The sequence below is a fragment of the Streptomyces albidoflavus genome, assembly GCF_000719955.1.
In the GTDB taxonomy this organism is placed as follows: Bacteria; Actinomycetota; Actinomycetes; order Streptomycetales; family Streptomycetaceae; genus Streptomyces; species Streptomyces albidoflavus.
In genome coordinates this window covers 80,434-98,733 of sequence record NZ_JOII01000013.1, presented here as the reverse complement: position 1 = coordinate 98,733, position 18,300 = coordinate 80,434, and the positions used below count along the sequence as shown (strand labels likewise).

Genomic DNA, 18,300 nt, shown 5'->3' with positions numbered 1-18,300 from the left:
CACGGAGTACGAGTGCCGCCACCGCGCGCCCAGCGCGGGAGGCGGCTCTCGTGCGTCCCGGACCGGCCGCGCACCGCCCGTTCCCGGGCAGCCGTCGGACGGCTCGTCTACCATCGGCCAGCACCGGCGGGCACCGGCCCGACCTCCAGCCCAGGGAGCGGCCCGTGCTGATCACTCACGACACCCGATGTGCGCTGGACGCCGTGGTCGGCCTGGTGAACACCGCGCCGGGCGACGGCCACTCCGACGGACTGGGCGACGTGACCGCGCTGCGTGCCTTCGTCGACGCGCACGGGGTGAGCGACGTGGGGCGGCTCGGCGAGGCCGACCTGGCCGCCGTCCTCCGGGTGCGGGAGCGCTTCGAGGCGGTCTTCGCCGCCGGGGACCTGGGGGACGCGGCCCGGGTGATCAACGAACTGGTGGCGGCGGCCGGGACCACCCCCCGCCTCACCGACCACGACGGCTTCGACTGGCACGTGCACTACTTCGCGCCGGGCGCCTCGGTCGCCGACCACCTCGCGGCCGACGGCGGGATGGCGCTGGCCATCTTCGTGGTCGCCGGGGAGTGCGAGCGGCTGCGCCGGTGCGAGGCGCCGGACTGCGCCAACGCCTTCGTCGACCTCTCCCGCAACCGCTCGCGGCGCTACTGCTCCGGCCGCACCTGCGGCAACCGGCTGCACGTGGCCGCGTACCGGGCGCGGCGCCGGGAGGCGGCGGGCTGAGCCGCGGGGCGCCCGCCCGGCTCACAACAGGAACAGGTCATGCACCGCCCCCAGCATCAGCAGGCAGCCGATCACCAGAAGGAAGATCATCAGGGGCGGCTGGGAGAGGGCGAAGAGGCAGCCGCGGCGCTCGGCGTCGGGGCGTGCGGGGGCGTGTTGGGGCGGTGTGGTGTCGAGCATCTCGCGGAGATCATGACCCGCCCGAAGACCCCAGGACCGCCGTCCACCAGGGACGGGGCGCCAGGTTCACCGGTTCCCGTGAGCGCGCCACGTGCGCGCCAAGGCGCGTACGAAGAAGCCGCGCGCCCGGGGGCGTACGCCGCCTCCGGGCGCGCGGCGGGAGCGGCCTCGCGCCGGCCTTCCTCAGATGCCGTGCTTCTTGAGGATGGCCTCGATGTCGGAGAAGTCGTCGTCCCCGCCGGCCTGCTTCTTCCCGGCGGCGGGGGCCTGGGACGCCTTGCCGGCGCCGGTGCTCCCGCCCACGGCGGGGCGCGCGCCGCCCGTGACCGCCTCCGGCGCCGCGGCCGCCCGCTCCTTGCGGGTCCCCCGGCGGCGCTCGACGGTCCGGGTCGTCATGAAGAGCAGCCAGGCGAGCCCCAGCACCCCGAATCCGGCCCAGGCGCTCGGGCTGAAGGCGGTCCTGGCGATCCAGGCGACCGCGCCGGTCAGGACGAGTCCGGCGGGGACCAGGGCGTAGGCGGCGATCCGCGTCGCGGTGAGGAACCGCTTGCGGTAGGCGGTCACGGCGGCAATGCCCAGGCCGGCCGCGGCCACGGCTGAACACACGGTCTCGGCAAGCATCCGGTCCTCCAGGCAGTGAGATGGGGCTCCTTCCATCCTGCACCGACCGGGGTGCGAATGGCCACGCCCCGTGGCGGGGGCCGGCCCGATCTCCGGGAGAACTCCGGGACGCCGCCCTCCCACGGGCGGGCGCCACCGCCGGATTCGGCGGGCCGGTGACCGGCTGGAAGACTGTCGGTCATGAACGACTCCTCTTCGCCTTCCTCCTCCCCCGTCGTCCTCGACGTCTGGTGCGAGCTGCAGTGCCCCGACTGCCACACCGCCCTCGCCGACCTCGACGCGCTGCGCGAGCGCTACGGCGACCGCATGGACATCCGCCTGCGCCACTTCCCGCTGGAGAAGCACCGGCACGCCTTCGCCGCCGCCCAGGCCGCCGAGGAGGCGCTGGTGCAGGGCAAGGGCTGGGAGTACGTGCGCGCGGTGCTGGACCGGGTCGGGGAGCTGGACCGGGTCGGCGAGCCGCTGCTGGTCGAGATCGCCGGGGAGCTGGGGCTGGACGCGGAGGAGTTCGACACCGCGCTGGTCGACGGGCGGCACATCCTGATCGTCGACGCCGACCAGGCCGAGGGCAAGGCACTCAAGGTCACCGGCACGCCGACCTACGTGATCGGCGGGGAGCGGCTGGACGGCGGCAAGAGCCAGGAGGGGCTGCGGGCCCGGATCGAGGAGATCGCCGACCGGCTGCTGGCGGGCTGACCGGCGCCCCGAGCCGCCTCAGAGCGGCTTGGACCAGTGGAGCCGGGTCGGGGTGTAGCCGAGGGAGTCGTAGAGCCGCCGGGCCGGGGTGTTGTCCGCGAAGACGTGCAGTCCGATGAGGCTGTCGCCCGTCTCGAAGGCGGCGCCCTCGGCGAGCAGCATCAGCGCCCGCCCGAGCCCCCGTCCCCGGAACTCCGGGCGGACCTCGATGTCGAAGACGTAGGCGCCGGGTACGCCCGGCCCGGCCTGGCCGGAGGAGACCCAGACGTGTCCGGCAGGCGCTCCGTCCGCCTCCACCACGCCGAAGGTGACGCCGGGGGTGGCGAGTCCCTGGGAGAGGTTGTCGCGGTAGCTGGCCTCGGACCGGGCGCGGGCCTGCTCCTCGGGCAGGCCGCGGTTGGCCCACTCCTGGGCGTACGCCTCCCGTGAGGCCGTCTCCCACTGTGCGTACTCCCCCTCGGTCATGGGGCGCGCGGTGACGCCGGCCGGGAGCGGGGGCGGGGTGGGCGGCAGGGTCTTGACCATGTTCCGGCCGCCCTCGGTCCAGCCGAGGGCGGTGGCCAGGCGCAACGCGGGGCCGGCGTCGGCGGGCACCGTGCAGCGGGCCTGCGTGCAGCCCCACCCGCGCAGCACCTCCTCGGCGGCGAGCAGCGCCACCGTCGCCCTGCCCCGGCCCCGGTCGGCCTGCTGGACGGTGAGGCCGTCCAGGAAGCCGACGGTGGGCCCCATTCCGGGAGCGGTGCCGACGCTGAGGCTCCCCACCGTCCGCCCGTTGACGCAGATGTCGTACGGCCGGGGGCGGACCGTGCCGTCCGGCTCGCGCTGAAGCGGCGCCGCGGGCCGCAGGGTGGTGGTCATCGGTCTGGTTCTACCCCCGCCGGGCGGGGCCTGTCACCACCGTTTCGGGCGGTCTCAGGGGTCGATGTCGGCGGCGGACCGCTCGGCGAAGATCCGGATGGCCTTGGCGGTGACCGGTCCGGGTGCGGCGGCCAGGGTGCGGCCGTCGACGCGGTGGACACCCTGCACGTCGCGGAGGGAGGAGGTCAGGAAGATCTCGTCGGCCCGCTCCAGGACGTCCATCGGCAGCTCGGTCTCGCGCGCCCCGGTCCACTCGGCGGTCAGGGCGCGGGTGATCCCGGCGAGGCAGCCGGAGGAGACCGGCGGTGTGTGGATCTCGCCGTCGATGACGACGAAGACGTTGGAGCCGGTGCCCTCGCAGAGCGCGCCCACGGTGTTGGCGAACAGCGCCTCGGTGGCGCCCTGTTCGCGGGCGCGGGCGAGCGCGACCACGTTCTCGGCGTACGAGGTGGTCTTGAGCCCGGACAGCGCGCCCCGTTCGTTGCGGGTCCAGTCGACGGTGACGACGGCGGTGGTCTCGGGGCGCGGGTGGGCCTCGCCGAGGGCGACGACGAGGGTGGGGGTGTCGTCGCCGCGGTCCGAGCCGAGCGGCGAGAGGCCCCCAGTGTAGGTGATCCGCAGCCGGCCCAGCGGCACCGGTTCGGCCGCCAGGACGGCGGCGCAGGCGCGGCGCACCTCGTCCAGGTCGGGTTCGGGCAGGCCGAGGCCGCGCGCCGAACGGGCGAGGCGGTCCAGGTGGCGGGTGAGCGCGAACGCACGGCCGTCGACGGTCTTGACCGTCTCGAAGACGCCGTCGCCGACGGTGAGCCCGTGGTCCAGGACGGACACCTGTGCGGTACCGGCGTCCCGCAGGGCGCCGTCGAGCCAGATCTTCACGTAAGGGTTCCTCCACTCGCCTCGTGTCCCGCAGACGCTATCGCCAGCAGCCGGGACGCCTTCAGCTCGGTCTCCCGCCACTCCCGCTCGGGATCGGACCCCCAGGTGATACCGGCGCCGGTGCCGAACTTGAGCGCCACGCCGCCGTCGTCGCCTGGTTCCGTCCAGAAGGTGCGGATACCCACCGCCAGCTCGGCCGCACCCCGGTCTGCGTCGACCCAGCCGACCGCCCCGCAGTACGGGCCCCGGGGTACGGGTTCCAGTTCGCGGATGATCTCCAGCGCGCTCGACTTGGGCGCCCCGGTGACCGAGCCGGGCGGGAAGGCCGCGCCGAACAGCCCGGGCCAGCCGGCGCCCTCCGCCAGGGTGGCGCGGACCGTGGAGACGAGGTGGACCAGCCCGGGGTGCTTCTCGACCACACAGAGTTCCGGGACGTGGACGGAGCCGGTGGCGGCGACGCGGCCCAGGTCGTTGCGGACCAGGTCGACGATCATGACGTTCTCGGCGTAGTCCTTCTCCAGGAGGTCCGCCTCGGTGGCGCCTGTCCCCTTGATCGGGCCCGACTCCACGACGGAGCCCCGCCGGCGCAGGAACAGCTCAGGTGAGGCGGTGGCCACCCCGATGCCGTGTCCGGGCAGGCGAACCGTTCCTGCGTAAGGGGCGGGGTTGCCCCGGGCCAGCAGCGCGGTGAGGGCGTCGACGTCGGCGGCCGCGCCGTCCGGCAGCGGCGCGGAGAGCACCCGGCAGAGGTTGGCCTGGTACACCTCGCCCCGCGCGACGGCGGCCCTGATCCGCCGCACCCCCTCCGTGTACGCACCGTGCCCGAGCGAGGACTCCCAGGCGTCGGGGGCGGGGCCGCGCCAGGCCCCTGGACGCGGCGCGGGGACCGGCTCGCGGCGTACCTCGTCGAAGCGCGCGCAGGTCAGGCCAGCTTCGAAGTCGGCGACGACCGCCCAGAAGCCCTCCGAGCCGAGCGCCTCGGGATCGTGGGTGACGTCGCGCAGACCGGTGGCGAGCAGCTCGCCGAAGCGGGCCAGCGGGGGAAGAGGGGAAGCGGGGTTGTGCACGTTCGCGAGTCTAGGTCGGCCCACCTCGGGCGGCCCCTCGCCGAGGTCACCGCAGCACGCTGCGCAAACGCGTTTTTGTGCTGGCCCAGGAATCCGCTAGAGTTCAACACGTCGCCGGGACGCGCAAGCGCCCCGGGAAAGACAAGCGGACGTAGCTCAGTTGGTAGAGCGCAACCTTGCCAAGGTTGAGGTCGCCAGTTCGAACCTGGTCGTCCGCTCGACGTGGGGGATCTTCCCGAGCCCCCGCAGTGGTGGAGTGGCCGAGAGGCGAGGCAACGGCCTGCAAAGCCGTCTACACGGGTTCAAATCCCGTCTCCACCTCCAAGGACGATTAGCTCAGCGGGAGAGCGCTTCCCTGACACGGAAGAGGTCACTGGTTCAATCCCAGTATCGTCCACTCGGAACCTCACGGTTCCGCCCGCGCGATTAGCTCAGCGGGAGAGCGCTTCCCTGACACGGAAGAGGTCACTGGTTCAATCCCAGTATCGCGCACGCAGCACCACACTCCCCGAACTCCGGCCGGTCTCCGGTCGCGGTCGGTCCCGCGCGATTAGCTCAGCGGGAGAGCGCTTCCCTGACACGGAAGAGGTCACTGGTTCAATCCCAGTATCGCGCACCACCCGGAGCCCCCGGTCGCCTCAGGCGGCCGGGGGCTCCGTCGTCGTCGCCCGCTCCCCCGTCTCCGGCCCGCCGGACCGGACGGGAGCCCCTCTGACGTGAGGGCCCGCCCGGTGCGGCCGGAAGCGAGGGGGTCAGGAGGAGAAGAGCATGCGGCCGAAGCCGCGGTCACGGCGGTGGCCGTAGTGGTGGCCGCCGTGGTGCGGGGCGCCCCAGGCCGGGGCGGGCGGTGCCGGGTACGCCTGCCCGTGCGGGGGCTGCGGCGCGGGCGGGGCGGCGGGCGGCGGGGCCTGCTGGGACCACTGGGACTCCAGACGGGTCAGCGCCTCCAGCTCCCCGTAGTCCAGGAATATCCCCCGGCACCCCCCGCACTGCTCGATCTGGACGCCGTTGCGGTTGTAGGTGTGCATCGGGGCGTGGCACTTCGGACAGTGCATCGTTCGGCTCAACTCCTCGCCTGTGGACGGGACCTGCGCCGGGATACTGCCCCGGCGCGGTCCCTGGCACCCTACGTCGCGGCGTCCAGGGCCGGTCCGTGCGGGAGCGGGGTCATCCTGGCGCAGGCGTCCACGAAGGCGGACTCGTCCTCGTCCAGGGGCCGGGCGGCCTGCTCCGCCTTGACCAGGGCCTGCGCCGCGATCTGGGCCGTCAGGGCCCGGGCGGGTCCGTCCAGTTGACGCCACTCCTCCCCCGGCGGGCCCGCCGCCGTGCCGCCCGCCTCCCGGTAGGCACTCAGGAAGCGCACCCAGTCCTCGGGGGCCATCAGGCCGCAGGCGAACCAGGCCGCCGGGCGGGCCAGGTCCCACGACGGGTCACCGAGGCCCATGTCGTCCACGTCGATCAGCACCCAGCCGCCCCCCGGCTCCGGGTCGCGCACCAGCTGCCCCAGGTGGAGGTCGCCGTGGCAGACGGCCGGCCCGGTCCGGGCCGGGGGTACCGGGACGGCGGCGCCCGCTGCGAGGACGGCCTCACGGGCGGCGCCTCGCAGCGGGGAGTTCCGCAGCCGGGCGAGAGCGCGCTCCGCCTTCTCGGGGCCGCGGGCCGGGGGCGGGGCCTGGCCGAGGACCGACGGCGGAGCCTGGTGGAGGCGGGCGAGGAGGGTGGCGGTCTCCTCCCAGGGGGCGGCGCCGGGGGCCGCCGGGTCGACCGGGGTGCCGTAGGGCCAGCAGGTCAGCAGGCGGCCGGACGCCTCGACGGGGGCGCCGGCCAGGGGGCGCAGCACGATGCCCGCCAGGCCGGGCGAGGCGGCGGCGGTGAGGCGGGCGTGCAGGGCGGGGCCGGCGTCCGGGGCGTGGGCCTTCACCACGAGGTGGCCGTGGCGCACCACCGTGCCGTCGGGCCGGTCGGCCAGCACGCGGACGGGGCAGGCACAGGGGCGGGGCGGGGCGACGGGGTGGGCTCGGTGGGCGGCGTGGTCGGCCAGGGCGGCGTGCAGGTCCTCGCATGGCATGGGGTCAGCTTGCCTGGCTCCCGGGCGGCCTGCCCGCCGGGGGCCGCAGGTGCGGGGCGGGGAGGGCTCGGGGCGCGCGCCGGGAGCACGAAGACGCCCGCGCGGCTGACCGCGCGGGCGTCCTGTCGTCCGTCGTACCCCCGTCCCCACGGGGTCCCGGGCCGCTCTCCCGGACCGGGGCGCGTCAGCGCCCCAGCATCACACCTACGGACGACGCCTGTGCCACCACCGCTTCCCAGCCGCCGAAGAGGACGACGAGAAGGGCGGCCAGGGGAAGAACCATCGCCGTGGCGACCAGCGGGTGGCGCCGGTCTCCGCGCGGCGGGCCGAAGGGGCGCACCGTGGGGAGCGCCGCCAGTGTCCGGCGTCCTCGGGTGCGCAGCGCTTCAGCCATGTCCCTCTCCTGTTCGTTCCGGACGGCGGCAAACCCGGGCCGTGATGCGCAGCCCGTGTCCGCCGCCTGACCATGAATCTATGCGCGGGGCGGCGGCGGGGCGTCATGCCGGCGTACCGATGTGCGGGCCTCCCGCAGGATGACGGCCTCCCCGGTGGCGTACTCCTGTGGTTGCAGGAGACCGGGCGGAGGTACGGGATCTCCCCCAGGGGACCGGCGGCGCGAGTGGTGACTTCGCTCACGTGTACGAGGCCGGGGAGGCGTACGGAGCGTGGTCCCGGGTGTCGTCCGGGTGTCCGGACGGGGGCGGGGAAGGGGCCGGGAGGGCGGGGCGGGGCCCCGGTCGTACGTCCCCGACGGGGCGTCAGAGGGGTGTTTCGCACCGCCTGTTGGAGCAGACGTGGCGTCAACAAGGTAATCGGTGAACGGCTGGTGACCGGCGCTCAGTTCGCGCCTACCGCACGCAGAATCGATGCACAAGCAAGGGCGCGGCCTGAGAGCGCCGGGGGCCGGGGAACCGTAAGCTGTGGCTCGTCACAGGGACCGGGCAGCGGAGATGGACATGGCGATGATGCGGCTCCGACGCGAGGACCCGCGTGTCGTCGGCTCGTTCAGGCTTCACCGGCGGCTCGGCGCGGGCGGGATGGGCGTGGTCTATCTGGGCTCCGACCGGCGCGGCCAGCGGGTGGCGCTGAAGGTGATCCGCCCGGATCTGGCGGAGGACCAGGAGTTCCGGTCGCGGTTCGCCCGCGAGGTCTCGGCCGCGCGGCGTATCCGGGGCGGCTGCACGGCGCGGCTGGTCGCCGCCGATCTTGAAGCCGACCGGCCGTGGTTCGCCACCCAGTACGTACCGGGGCCCTCGCTGCACGACAAGGTCGCCGACGAGGGGCCGCTCTCCGCCGCCGACGTGGCCTCGGTCGGGGCGGCGCTCTCCGAAGGGCTGGTCGCGGTCCACGAGGCCGGGGTGGTCCACCGGGACCTGAAGCCCTCCAACATCCTGCTCTCCCCCAAGGGCCCGCGCATCATCGACTTCGGCATCGCCTGGGCCACGGGGGCCTCGACGCTGACCCACGTGGGGACCGCCGTGGGCTCGCCGGGATTCCTCGCGCCCGAGCAGGTGCGCGGCGCGGCCGTCACCCCGGCCACCGACGTCTTCTCCCTGGGGGCGACGCTGGCGTACGCGGCGACCGCCGACTCGCCCTTCGGGCACGGCAGCTCCGAGGTGATGCTGTACCGCGTGGTGCACGAGGAGCCGCACCTCTCCGGGGTGCCGGACGCGCTGGCGCCGCTGCTGCTGGCCTGCCTCGCCAAGGTGCCCGAGGAGCGGCCCAGCACGCTGGAGCTTTCGCTGCGGCTCAAGGAGATCGCGGCGCGTGAGGCGCAGGGGCCCAGCGACGCCCGGGCGCCGGGGCCGCGGGGCGAGCAGGACCGGCCGACCGGGCGGATGACCGTGCCGCCCGAGGGGCAGCGTACGCAGCGGCATCAGCACTCCGGGTCGACGCCGCGTCCCTCGCAGGGGGCGCGGCCGCAGGGAGCGCGGCCGCAGACGCCGCGGACCGGGGCGGGGCGCGGTGGGCCCGAGTCGGCGCGGAACCCGAACTCCGTCTCCCGGCCCCGGACCGGGGGGAGTTCCCGGGGCGGGGGGAACCCGAGGACCGGGGGGACGCGCGGTCCCGGGCAGCGGCCCCGGGGCGGGCAGCGGGGGGCGGCTCCCCGGGCGACCGGGACCGGGCGGCGGCCTGCCAATCCTCGGCTGCTGCGGCAGCGGTTGGTGGTGTTCGTGGTGGTCACCTTGATGGTGGCGTTGGGGATTGCTGCTGCGCAGGGATGCCAGGGGCCCGCTGAAGGGGCCCGCCTCGACGGGGGACGGGTGGCCTCGGTCGGGATGGAGGGGTCGGGCTCTCCGTGAGCCGGGCTCACTGATTGGCCTCAAGCGCCGGCCGGGCTGGTTTTGGCTGAGTCTCGGCGCCATCGCGCCGGTTCAAGATGGCCTCGCACGCCGGCCGGGCTGAATGTGGCCGAGGGCGCTAGGGCTGGGTGACCGGGGCCTGGAGCATGCCGGTGATGGCGTCGGCGAGGAAGTCGCCGGTGGCCTGCCAGCGGGGGGTGACGGCGTCGCGGGCGGCCTGTTCCTCGTGTTCGGCGCAGGCCGAGGTGATGATGTGGGTCATCAGGGCGGCGCGTCCCCGGACGATGTGGGCCGGGAGGTGGTCGAGGCGGGCGACGATCGCGTGGACGATACGGGCGGCGGCGGGGGCCTCGTCGCCCAGGCCGCGCAGGATCTCCGCCGCCTGGGGGTCGTGAAGGGCGGCGCGGACGAAACGGGCCCGCCAGGTCGGCTTCCCCTCCCCCGCCTGTGCGGCGAGTTCGCCCAGGGCGTCGGTGGCGGGCACGACCAGGCTGCGGACCTCGTCGAGGAGTGAGGCGGAGGCCGCCGACATCTCCTGGCGGCGCGGTTCCAGTCCGGTGATGTGCCGGGTCAGCAGGGCCCTCAGCAGGCCCTCCCGGCCACCGAAGTAGTAGCCGACGGCCGAGTGGTTGCTGTTGCCCGCCGTCTCGGCGATCTTGCGGTCCGAGGTCTGGGCGATCCCCGCCTCCGCGAACAGTCGTTCCGCCGCGTCGAGCAGCGCCGTGCGGGACCTGTCTGATCTGGCCATCGGTGGTCGCGTTCTCCCAGGTGGCGTACGCCCTTACGGGCGTGGGGACGGAGGCCAACCTAGCCCATCCCGAGTTTTTAAGTCAGGTGGCGTATGGTGGGCAGGTCCGACGGCCCCCCACTCAGTGCGGCGTGGCGAGACAGGCCCGTCGCACCTTCCTCGAACCCTCACAGCTAGGAGCAGTCCGTGGACCCGTCCACCAGCGCCCCGCCGGACGGCGGAACCGTCGAAGCATCACCCGCGGGCCCGCCCCAGGAGGACCGCAAGACCCGGATCGCGCGGTACGTCGCGCTCTTCGCCATGCCCTTCCTGATGGTGACGATGATGTACGCGACGTACGTCGGCACGATGCACGCGCCGGCCCCGCGCGACCTGCCGGTCGCCGTGGTGGGCGCGGGACCGGCCGCCGAGCAGCTGGTCGCCGGGCTGGACGCCGCGCCCGGGGACACCGTGGACGCGCGCCTGGTCGCCACCGAGGACGAGGCGGTCGGCCTGCTGAAGGACCGCGACATAGCCGGGGCGTTGCTGCCGCCCGCCGAGGCCGGCGGCACGGCCACGATCTACACGGCCAACGCCGCGGGAGCCTCCCAGGCGAGCACCGTGCAGCAGGTCCTCGCGCCGGTCGCGGTGGAGAACGAGTGGCGGACCTCGGTCGAGGACGTCGCGCCGCTCGCCGACGGCGACATGTCCGGCACCGCGGTGCTCTTCGCCGGGATGGGCATGATGCTCGCCGGGTACGTCCCGCTGAGCCTCATGACGATGTCCCTGCCGTACCTGCTGCGGCTGCGGCGCTTCCTCCCGCTGGCGCTGGGCTGGTCGGCCGTGACCAGCACCGTCATCTGGACGATCCTGGGCCCGGTGGTCGGCGCCGTCGACGGGCACTACCTGCAGTTCCTCGGCATCGGCATGCTGGCCACCGGCGCCGTCGCCCTGACCCAGCTGCTCTTCACCAAGCTGGTCGGCCCGCTCGCCGTGCTCTTCGGCATGCTGCTCTGGGTCGTCTTCGGGATGCCCTCCTCGGGGCTGTCGCTGTCGATCCACACCATGCCGGGCTTCTTCCAGTTCCTGCACGGGGTGCTGCCGCTCCCGGCGGCGGGCGAGGCGCTCCGCTCGCTGCTGTACTTCGACGGGCGGGGCCTCGGTTCCCACCTACTGACGCTGACGGTGTGGGTCCTCGCCGCGCCGGCCCTCTGCCTGCTGAAGGAGCGCCGCTCCGGACACGCCATCCCGGCGGCCCCCGCCGTGGACGGGCCCGGGGAGCCGCTGCCCGCGCTGGCCGGCGGCCCCGTCCGGGCCCCGCGTACGCGGTACGTCGCCGCCGTCCTGTTCCCGCTGTCGATCCTGGTCGCGGTGGTCGGGCTGATGGGCGCCTCGATGCACAAGCCCGAGGTGCGGGACATGCCGGTGGCCGTGGTGGGCGCCACCGAACAGCAGGCACGGCAGGCCGTTGCCGGGCTGGAGCCCAGTCTCGGCGCCATGTTCGACCTGCGGCCCGTCGACTCCGTACGGGAAGCCACCGCACAGCTGACCGACCAGGAGGTGGCCAGCGCGTACGTGCTGCCCACCGCGCCGGGCGGCGGCGCCGAGCTGCTCACCGCCTCGGCCGCCGGTCCCAGCCAGCAGACGATTCTGCGGAGCGTCTTCCAGCAGGTCGCCGAGAAGCAGGAGATGGCGCTGGAGACGACGGACGTCCGGCCGCTGACCGGGGACGACACGATGGGCTCCAACAGCCTCTACGTGGCGATGTCCTGGATCATGGCCGGGTTCCTGATCATGGCGGTGCTGCGCGGCGGCGCCCCCGAACTGCGCCGGTTCCGGCAGTTCCTGCCGCTGCTGGCGGGGTGGGCCGTGGGCATGGCGGTGTGGCTGTGGTTCCTCTTCGACGTGCTGATCGGCGCGGTGAACGGGCACGCCGGCGTGCTGATCGGCGCGGGCGCGGCCACCATCTTCTGCGTGGCCCTGGCCGCCGGCGCCTTCACCCGGACCATCGGCCTCGCGGCGATCGTGCCGGTCATGATCGTCCTGATGCTGCTGGGCGTCCCGGCCTCCGGCGGCGGACTGCCGATCTCGATGGTGCCGGACATCTTCCGCACCCTCCAGGACGTGCTGCCGCTGCCGGCCGCCGTGGACATCGCCCGCTCGCTGGTCTACTTCGACTCCACCGGCCTCGGCGGGAACCTGCTGACCATCGCGGCCTGGGGCGGCGCCGGTCTCGTCCTCAACCTGCTCGCCGACCTCTGGCTGGCGCACCGCGCCCGGCAGGGCAAGGGCATCCCGGCGGAGGTGCCCCGGGCGGGGGCGCCCGGCAAGGCCGAGCAGGCCGACGCCGAGGAGCAGCGCGAGGACGCCGCCCTGGCCGGCAGCGCGGCCGCCTCCTGACCCGGTCCCTCACTGGCGTACGCCGCTCCGGTTCCGCTGTTCCCGCGCTCGGCGGGGCGGAGCCGGGGCGGCGTTCCGTCGTACTTGCGGACGTCGCCCCGTACGGGGCTCTGTCTGCGGTCACCACGGGACGGCGGGGCCCGTCCGGAACGCGGTGCTCAGCCCCGCGTCGCGTAGAAGGCGACCGCCGAGGCGGCGGCGACGTTGAGGGAGTCGATGCCGGCGTCCATCGGGATACGCACCCAGGTGTCGGCCGCCGCGAGGGCGCCGGGGGTGAGGCCGTCGCCCTCGGTGCCGAACATCAGGGCCAGCTTCTCGGGGCGGCGGGCGGCCAGTTCGTCCAGCGTGATGGAGCGGTCGCCGAGGCAGAAGGCGGCGGTCAGGAAGCCGTGGCGGCCGAGGAGTCCGGCGTCGGCCGGCCAGTCGGGCAGCCGGGTCCAGGGCAGTTGGAGGACGGCGCCCATCGAGACCTTGACCGCGCGCCGGTACAGGGGGTCGGCGCAGCGGGGGCTCAGCAGGACGGCGTCCACGCCGAGTGCGGCCGCGTTGCGGAAGGCGGCGCCCACGTTGGCGTGGTCGACGATGTCCTCCAGGACGGCGACGCGGCGGGCGGTGGTGAGGATGTCGGCCGGGTCGGGCAGCGGCTTGCGCTCCATGGCCGCGAGGGCGCCCCGGTGCACGTGGTAGCCGGTGACCTGCGCGGCGAGTTCGGGGGTGACCAGGTGAACCGGGGCGTCGGCGGCCTCGATGACGTCGGCCATGACGTCCAGCCACTTCTCGGAGAGCAGCAGGGAGCGCAGGGTGTAACCGGCCTCGACGGCACGGCGGATGACCTTCTCGCCCTCGGCGATGAAAAGGCCCTCGGCCGGTTCGCGGCGGCGGCGCAGCGCGACGTCGGTGAGGTCGGTGTAGTCGTGCAGGCGCGGGTCACCGGGGTCGGTGACGGGCTGCGGTACGGCCATGGGGTGCGGGCTCCCGTTCGGTGGCGGTCGCGTCAGGCGGTCGGGCCGACGCCCACGACCTCGCCGATGACGATGACGGCGGGCGGCCGCACCTCCTCGGCGCGGACGGTCTCCGCGACGGTGGCGAGGGTCGCGTCGACGCGCCGCTGGGCGGCGGTCGTGCCCTCCTGGACGAGGGCGACCCGGGTGTGCGGGTCGCGGCCGTGGGCGACGAGGGCCTCGGCGATGGCACCTATCTTGTCGACGCCCATCAGCACGACGAGGGTGCCGCGCAGCTTCGCGAGGGCCGCCCAGTCGACCAGCGAGCGCGGGTCGTCGGGGGCCACGTGGCCGCTGACCACGGTGAACTCGTGGGCGACGCCCCGGTGGGTGACGGGGATGCCGGCGGCCGAGGGGACGCTGACGGAGCTGGAGATGCCCGGCACCACGGTGCAGGCGATGCCGGCCTCGGCCAGTGCCTCGACCTCCTCCATGCCGCGCCCGAAGACGAAGGGGTCGCCGCCCTTGAGCCGCACCACGGCCTTGCCGGCCTTGGCGTGCTCGACGAGGGCCGCGTTGATGGCCTCCTGGGCCATGTACCGGCCGTAGGGGATCTTCGCGGCGTCGATCACCTCGACGTGCGGGGGCAGTTCGGCGAGCAGGTCGCGCGGGCCGAGCCGGTCGGCGATGACCACGTCGGCCTCGGCGAGCAGGCGGCGGCCGCGCACGGTGATGAGGTCGGGGTCGCCGGGGCCGCCGCCGACCAGGGAGACGCGCGGCGCGTCGGAGCCGGCCCGGGAGGTGCGGCGGGCGGCGAGCAGCGTGCCGTCGCTCAGCCCGTCGACCACGGCGTCGCGGACGGCGGCGGTGTAGCGGGGGTCGCGGCGTTCGGCGTCGCGGGTCAGCACGGCGACGGTGACTCCGGCGCTGCGGCCGGTGGCCGGGGTCCAGGCGGTGGCGGCCTCGGCGTCGTCGGCGCGTACGCACCAGACGCGGTGGGCCTCGCCCTCGGCGGAGGCGGCGGTGTTGGCCTCGGGGTCGCTGGTGGCGATCAGGGCGTACCAGGCGTCGGTGAGGTCGCCGGGGCGGTAGCCGCGGCGCTCCCAGGTGATCTCGCCGGCGTCGGCCATGGCCTCGACGGAGGCGGTGGCCGAGGGGGAGACGAGCAGGACCTCGGCGCCGGCCGCGACGAGTCCGGGGAGCCGCCGCTGGGCCACCTGGCCGCCGCCGAGGACGACGACGCGCCGCCCGGACAGGCGGAGTCCGACGGGGTACGCGGGGTGGTCGGCGGAATGGGCCATGGCGGTGCGGCTCCTGGGGACGGGCAGGCGGGAGGAGGGCCGCTGCGACGGTGGAGCGGCGTACGACACGCGGGCCCGCGCGGGGGCGCTGTCGGCCTCCACGATACGGCGGGGACGGGGGCGGGCGGGCCCCGGCCCTGGTGGGAGGGGTCGTCGCGGCCGCCCGGCCCGGTCGGGGACGGGCGGCCGCGGGGCTCACTTCTCGGTGACGCCGGCCGAGTCGAAGGTGGCGACCTCGTGCATGGCGCGGGCGGCGCTCTGCACGATCGGCAGGGCGAGCAGGGCGCCGGTGCCCTCGCCGAGGCGCAGGTCGAGGTCGACCAGGGGGCGCAGGCCCAGCTTGTTGAGAGCGGCGACGTGGCCCGGCTCGGCGCTGCGGTGCCCGGCGATGCAGGCGGCCAGCACCTCGGGGGCGATGGCGCGGGCGACCAGGGCGGCGGCCCCGGCGCTGACCCCGTCGAGGATGACGGGGGTGCGCAGGCTGGCGCCGCCCAGCAGGAGCCCGGCCATGGCGGCGTGCTCCAGGCCGCCGACGGCGGCGAGCACGCCGATCGGGTCGGCCGGGTCGGGGCGGTGCAGTTCGAGGGCGCGGCGGACCACGTCGGTCTTGCGGGCCAGCGTCTCGTCGTTGATGCCGGTGCCGCGGCCGGTGACCTCGGCCGGGTCGGCGCCGGTGTAGACGGAGATGAGGGCGGCCGACGCGGTGGTGTTGGCGATGCCCATCTCGCCGGTGAGCAGCGCCTTGTTCCCGGCGGCGACCAGGTCGCGGGCGGTCTCGATGCCGACCTCGATCGCCGCCTTGACCTCCTCGCGGGTGAGGGCGGGGCCGGTGGTCATGTCGGCGGTGCCGGGGCGGACCTTGCGGGGCAGCAGGCCGGGGGTGGCGGGCAGCTCGGTGGCGACGCCCACGTCGACGACGCAGACCTCGGCGCCGACCTGGGCGGCGAAGGCGTTGCAGACCGCGCCGCCGCCGAGGAAGTTGGCCACCATCTGGCCGGTGACCTCCTGGGGCCAGGGGGTGACGCCCTGGGCGTGGACGCCGTGGTCCCCGGCGAAGACCGCGACGGCGGCCGGTTCGGGGACGGGCGGCGGGCACTTCCGGGAGAGGCCGCTGAGCTGGGCGGAGATGATCTCCAGCATGCCGAGGGCGCCGGCGGGCTTGGTCATCCGCTTCTGCCGCTCCCACGCCTCGCCGAGCGCCTTGGCGTCCAGCGGGCGGATGTTGGCGACGGTCTCGGCGAGCAGGTCGTGCGGCTCCTCGCCGGGCAGCGCGCGGCGGCCGTACGTCTCCTCGTGGACGACCCAGGACAGGGGGCGCCGCTTGGACCAGCCGGCCTGCATCAGTTCGGGCTCCTCGGGGAACTCGTCGACGTAGCCGACGCACAGGTAGGCGACGACCTCCAGGTGGTCGGGGAGGCCCAGTTCGCGGACCATCTCCCGCTCGTCGAAGAAGCTGACCCAGCCGACGCCCAGGCCCTCGGCGCGGGCGGCGAGCCAGAGGTTCTCGACGGCGAGCGCCGAGGAGTACGGGGCCATCTGCGGCTGGGTGTGCCGGCCGAGGGTGTGGCGGCCGCCCCGGGTCGGGTCGGCGGTGACGACGATGTTGACCGGCGTGTCGAGGATCGCCTCGATCTTCAGTTCCTTGAACTGCTTGGCGCGGCCCTTGGGCAGCGAGGTGGCGTACGCCTCGCGCTGGCGCTCGGCCAGTTCGTGCATGGCCCGCCGGGTGTCGGCGGAGCGGATGACGACGAAGTCCCAGGGCTGGGAGTGGCCGACGCTGGGCGCGGTGTGCGCCGCCTCCAGGACCCGCAGCAGCACGTCGTGCGGGATGGGGTCGGAGCGGAAGCCGTTACGGATGTCGCGCCGCTCGCGCATCACGCGCAGCACGGCGTCCCGCTCGGCCTCGGCGTAGCCGGGGGCGGCGGGCCGGGGCGCCTCCTGCGGGAGTCCGGCGGGCGTCTCCTCCCCGGGGACGGCCTCCTCCTCCGCGACCTGGGTCTCCTGGGGGGACCCGGCCTCAGCGGCCTCGACGGCGACGGGCTCGGCGGGGACGGCCTCGGGAGCCCCCGCCTCCGGCTCGGCGTCCTGCGGCTCGGCGGTCTCAGGGACCGTTTCTGCGGGCACCGGAACCTCGGCGGGGACCTGGACCTCGGCGGGAGCCTCCGCGGCGGTCTCGTCCGCCGCCGGAGCCTGCCCGGCCTCCTCGGTGACGGGAACGGGCGCGGTCTCCACGACGGCCTGAGGCTGGGGCTCCTCGGCCTCCGCAGCCTCGGGGGCGGCCTGTTCCGGGGCGGCCTCCTCCGGCTCGGCCACGGTCCCGGCCGCCGCCTGGACCGGGGCGGGGGCGGACGCGGCCTCGGTGACCGCCTCGACCGGCACCCCGGCCGGCGGTGTCCCCCACTCGGGCAGGGTCTCGGCGGGCGCGAGGTGACCGTCGGTCGGCACGGCACCGGGGACGGCGACGAACTGGCCGAGCGAGGCGTCGGCGGGCAGCTGTACGGGCTCGGCCGCCGGGTTCTCCTCCACCGGCGGCGCCTGCGGCTCGACGGGCTCGGCGGCCTCGGCCTCCGGAGCGGCGCCGGTCCGCTGCCCGGGGAGTTCCACGGCAGCGGCGGCCGGGTCCTGCCCGGCGGGCACGTACTCCGCCGTGCCGGAGGCGTCCTGGTAGGTGGCGGTGGAGGCGTCCGGGGCCTCCGGGAAGGGCTGTGCCTCGGTGTGCGGGGCCTGCGGGGCGGTGTCGTGGGCCGCGGCCTCCGGCTGCGCGGGCAGCGGCGTGTGGCCGGAGTGGTCCGGCGCGTAGGCCGGGCCGACCGGTGCCGCGTCGCCGTACGAGGCGTGCTGCCCGGTGTTCCAGGAGGCGTCCTGGCCGCCGGTCCAGGCCGGGTCGGTCTCCGGCAGGGCGCCCAGCTGGGGGCCGGGCAGGGTGGCCGGGTCGGGCTGGTCGAGGTACTCGGGGCCGGTCGTGGCCGGGGCGGCCTGCCGGGCGGGCGCCGGGTGGGCGGCGGGGCCCCGGTCGGCGAGGGAGCGGACCTGGCTGCCGCTGGTGCCGCCGGGGACGGGCGGGCCCATGTGGAGCGGGCGGCGCGGCGGCGGGGTCTGGGCGGCCTCGGCGGCCCGGACGGCGGAGAGGTCGACGGCGCCGCTGTCCCGGCCCGCGCGCTCGTGGGCACCGGCCTCGTGGGGCTGGGCCTCCTGGGCCGGGGCCTCGGCGTACGGCTGCGGCTCGGCCTCGGGGGCCCGGCCGGCGGCGTACGGCAGGCCCTCGGCGGGGTACGGCTGCTCGTGGCCCGTGGCGTACTGCCCGGTGGCGTGCTGCTGCCCGTCGCCGGCCGGGAACTGGCCGGTGGACCACTCGGATGCCGGGTACTCGCTCCAGGCGCCCTGGGCGCCGGGCATGAGGAGTTCGTCCTCGCCGCGCCGGGGGGCGTGCGTGGTCCCGGGGACGGAGCCCTGCTGCGGCACCGCACCCGCGTTGCCCGGGAAATCCTCACCCGGAATCTGGCCGGTGTCGGTCATGCGTACCCCTCGCCCATGTGCGTC

At 75.3% G+C, this 18,300-nt stretch carries 16 protein-coding genes and 5 tRNA genes; 9 read left to right on the top strand and 12 right to left on the bottom strand.

The window, feature by feature from the left end; translation table 11 throughout:
* The first annotated feature begins 164 nt into the window (after window positions 1–164).
* Entirely contained in the window at window positions 165–722 is a 558-nt protein-coding gene (locus IF45_RS0116250; protein WP_010636576.1) for a CGNR zinc finger domain-containing protein, read from the top strand.
* Window positions 723–743: 21 nt separating this feature from the next.
* Here IF45_RS0116250 and IF45_RS33330 read toward each other — a convergent pair whose 3' ends face one another.
* A complete protein-coding gene (locus IF45_RS33330; protein ID WP_003947079.1) occupies window positions 744–902 on the bottom strand; it encodes a hypothetical protein in 159 nt (52 codons plus the stop codon).
* A gap of 183 nt (window positions 903–1,085) precedes the next feature.
* Complete coding sequence (locus IF45_RS0116240; RefSeq protein ID WP_008405441.1) at window positions 1,086–1,523, bottom strand: hypothetical protein; 438 nt, start codon at window positions 1,521–1,523, stop codon at window positions 1,086–1,088.
* Between the two features lie 180 nt (window positions 1,524–1,703).
* Between IF45_RS0116240 and IF45_RS0116235 the strand changes: the two genes are divergently transcribed.
* Window positions 1,704–2,219: a DsbA family protein gene (locus IF45_RS0116235; protein ID WP_030308085.1), complete on the top strand. Its 516-nt coding sequence runs from the start codon at window positions 1,704–1,706 to the stop codon at window positions 2,217–2,219.
* Between the two features lie 18 nt (window positions 2,220–2,237).
* Here the strand turns inward: IF45_RS0116235 and IF45_RS0116230 are convergent, their stop codons facing one another.
* The 3 genes from IF45_RS0116230 to IF45_RS0116220 are packed head-to-tail and all read right to left on the bottom strand — an operon-like array spanning window position 2,238 to window position 5,020.
* Window positions 2,238–3,077 carry a GNAT family N-acetyltransferase gene (locus IF45_RS0116230; protein WP_030308084.1) on the bottom strand — a complete coding sequence of 280 codons (840 nt, stop codon included), beginning with the start codon at window positions 3,075–3,077 and terminating at the stop codon, window positions 2,238–2,240.
* 54 nt (window positions 3,078–3,131) lie between these two features.
* Entirely contained in the window at window positions 3,132–3,953 is an 822-nt protein-coding gene (locus IF45_RS0116225; RefSeq protein ID WP_030308083.1) for an aminotransferase class IV, read from the bottom strand.
* Window positions 3,950–5,020 (bottom strand): chorismate-binding protein, encoded by a 1,071-nt coding sequence (locus tag IF45_RS0116220; RefSeq protein WP_018471442.1) that lies wholly within the window; start codon window positions 5,018–5,020, stop codon window positions 3,950–3,952. The genes IF45_RS0116225 and IF45_RS0116220 overlap by 4 nt, the downstream gene beginning before the upstream one ends.
* 145 nt (window positions 5,021–5,165) lie before the next feature.
* Here IF45_RS0116220 and IF45_RS0116215 point away from each other — a divergent pair.
* The 5 genes from IF45_RS0116215 to IF45_RS0116195 all read left to right on the top strand — a co-directional run bounded on the left by IF45_RS0116215 (window position 5,166) and on the right by IF45_RS0116195 (window position 5,639).
* Window positions 5,166–5,238: transfer RNA gene (locus IF45_RS0116215), tRNA-Gly, on the top strand.
* A 32-nt stretch (window positions 5,239–5,270) separates the two neighbouring features.
* A tRNA-Cys gene (locus IF45_RS0116210) sits at window positions 5,271–5,344 on the top strand.
* Window position 5,345: 1 nt separating this feature from the next.
* Window positions 5,346–5,417: transfer RNA gene (locus IF45_RS0116205), tRNA-Val, on the top strand.
* Window positions 5,418–5,440: 23 nt separating this feature from the next.
* Window positions 5,441–5,512, top strand: a tRNA-Val gene (locus IF45_RS0116200).
* A gap of 52 nt (window positions 5,513–5,564) precedes the next feature.
* Window positions 5,565–5,639, top strand: a tRNA-Val gene (locus IF45_RS0116195).
* Between the two features lie 133 nt (window positions 5,640–5,772).
* Here the strand turns inward: IF45_RS0116195 and IF45_RS0116190 are convergent.
* The 3 genes from IF45_RS0116190 to IF45_RS0116180 all read right to left on the bottom strand — a co-directional run bounded on the left by IF45_RS0116190 (window position 5,773) and on the right by IF45_RS0116180 (window position 7,482).
* On the bottom strand, window positions 5,773–6,075 hold the full coding sequence (locus IF45_RS0116190) for a TFIIB-type zinc ribbon-containing protein (RefSeq protein WP_008405452.1): 303 nt from the start codon (window positions 6,073–6,075) through the stop codon (window positions 5,773–5,775).
* Window positions 6,076–6,146: 71 nt separating this feature from the next.
* Window positions 6,147–7,088, bottom strand: coding sequence for a phosphotransferase family protein (locus IF45_RS0116185; RefSeq protein ID WP_030308081.1), 942 nt, complete (start codon window positions 7,086–7,088; stop codon window positions 6,147–6,149).
* A gap of 184 nt (window positions 7,089–7,272) precedes the next feature.
* A complete protein-coding gene (locus IF45_RS0116180; RefSeq protein ID WP_008405455.1) occupies window positions 7,273–7,482 on the bottom strand; it encodes a hypothetical protein in 210 nt (69 codons plus the stop codon).
* A 556-nt stretch (window positions 7,483–8,038) separates the two neighbouring features.
* Between IF45_RS0116180 and IF45_RS0116175 the strand changes: the two genes are divergently transcribed.
* Entirely contained in the window at window positions 8,039–9,391 is a 1,353-nt protein-coding gene (locus tag IF45_RS0116175) for a serine/threonine-protein kinase (protein ID WP_030308079.1), read from the top strand.
* 118 nt (window positions 9,392–9,509) lie between these two features.
* Here IF45_RS0116175 and IF45_RS0116170 read toward each other — a convergent pair whose 3' ends face one another.
* Entirely contained in the window at window positions 9,510–10,139 is a 630-nt protein-coding gene (locus IF45_RS0116170) for a TetR family transcriptional regulator (protein ID WP_003947088.1), read from the bottom strand.
* Window positions 10,140–10,325: 186 nt separating this feature from the next.
* Between IF45_RS0116170 and IF45_RS0116165 the strand changes: the two genes are divergently transcribed.
* Window positions 10,326–12,518: an ABC transporter permease gene (locus IF45_RS0116165; RefSeq protein ID WP_030308077.1), complete on the top strand. Its 2,193-nt coding sequence runs from the start codon at window positions 10,326–10,328 to the stop codon at window positions 12,516–12,518.
* A 158-nt stretch (window positions 12,519–12,676) separates the two neighbouring features.
* Here IF45_RS0116165 and IF45_RS0116160 read toward each other — a convergent pair whose 3' ends face one another.
* From IF45_RS0116160 to cobT, 3 genes are all read right to left on the bottom strand, one after another.
* The gene (locus IF45_RS0116160; protein WP_008405363.1) at window positions 12,677–13,480 is read right to left on the bottom strand and encodes a TrmH family RNA methyltransferase; all 804 of its coding nucleotides are present in this window, start codon (window positions 13,478–13,480) and stop codon (window positions 12,677–12,679) included.
* A 32-nt stretch (window positions 13,481–13,512) separates the two neighbouring features.
* Complete coding sequence (cobA, locus tag IF45_RS0116155) at window positions 13,513–14,760, bottom strand: uroporphyrinogen-III C-methyltransferase (protein WP_018471436.1); 1,248 nt, start codon at window positions 14,758–14,760, stop codon at window positions 13,513–13,515.
* Window positions 14,761–14,955: 195 nt separating this feature from the next.
* Window positions 14,956–18,276 carry a nicotinate-nucleotide--dimethylbenzimidazole phosphoribosyltransferase gene (gene cobT, locus IF45_RS0116150; RefSeq protein ID WP_030308075.1) on the bottom strand — a complete coding sequence of 1,107 codons (3,321 nt, stop codon included), beginning with the start codon at window positions 18,274–18,276 and terminating at the stop codon, window positions 14,956–14,958.
* Window positions 18,277–18,300: the final 24 nt, after the last annotated feature.

Coding starts and splice junctions, on each gene's coding strand:
- cobT (WP_030308075.1), bottom strand. CDS start 18,276: ATGACCGACACCGGCCAGATTCCGGGTGAGGATTTCCCGGGCAACGCG.
- IF45_RS0116180 (WP_008405455.1), bottom strand. CDS start 7,482: ATGGCTGAAGCGCTGCGCACCCGAGGACGCCGGACACTGGCGGCGCTC.
- IF45_RS0116185 (WP_030308081.1), bottom strand. CDS start 7,088: ATGCCATGCGAGGACCTGCACGCCGCCCTGGCCGACCACGCCGCCCAC.
- IF45_RS0116230 (WP_030308084.1), bottom strand. CDS start 3,077: ATGACCACCACCCTGCGGCCCGCGGCGCCGCTTCAGCGCGAGCCGGAC.
- IF45_RS0116190 (WP_008405452.1), bottom strand. CDS start 6,075: ATGCACTGTCCGAAGTGCCACGCCCCGATGCACACCTACAACCGCAAC.
- IF45_RS0116175 (WP_030308079.1), top strand. CDS start 8,039: ATGGACATGGCGATGATGCGGCTCCGACGCGAGGACCCGCGTGTCGTC.
- IF45_RS0116240 (WP_008405441.1), bottom strand. CDS start 1,523: ATGCTTGCCGAGACCGTGTGTTCAGCCGTGGCCGCGGCCGGCCTGGGC.
- IF45_RS0116235 (WP_030308085.1), top strand. CDS start 1,704: ATGAACGACTCCTCTTCGCCTTCCTCCTCCCCCGTCGTCCTCGACGTC.
- cobA (WP_018471436.1), bottom strand. CDS start 14,760: ATGGCCCATTCCGCCGACCACCCCGCGTACCCCGTCGGACTCCGCCTG.
- IF45_RS0116160 (WP_008405363.1), bottom strand. CDS start 13,480: ATGGCCGTACCGCAGCCCGTCACCGACCCCGGTGACCCGCGCCTGCAC.
- IF45_RS0116170 (WP_003947088.1), bottom strand. CDS start 10,139: ATGGCCAGATCAGACAGGTCCCGCACGGCGCTGCTCGACGCGGCGGAA.
- IF45_RS33330 (WP_003947079.1), bottom strand. CDS start 902: ATGCTCGACACCACACCGCCCCAACACGCCCCCGCACGCCCCGACGCC.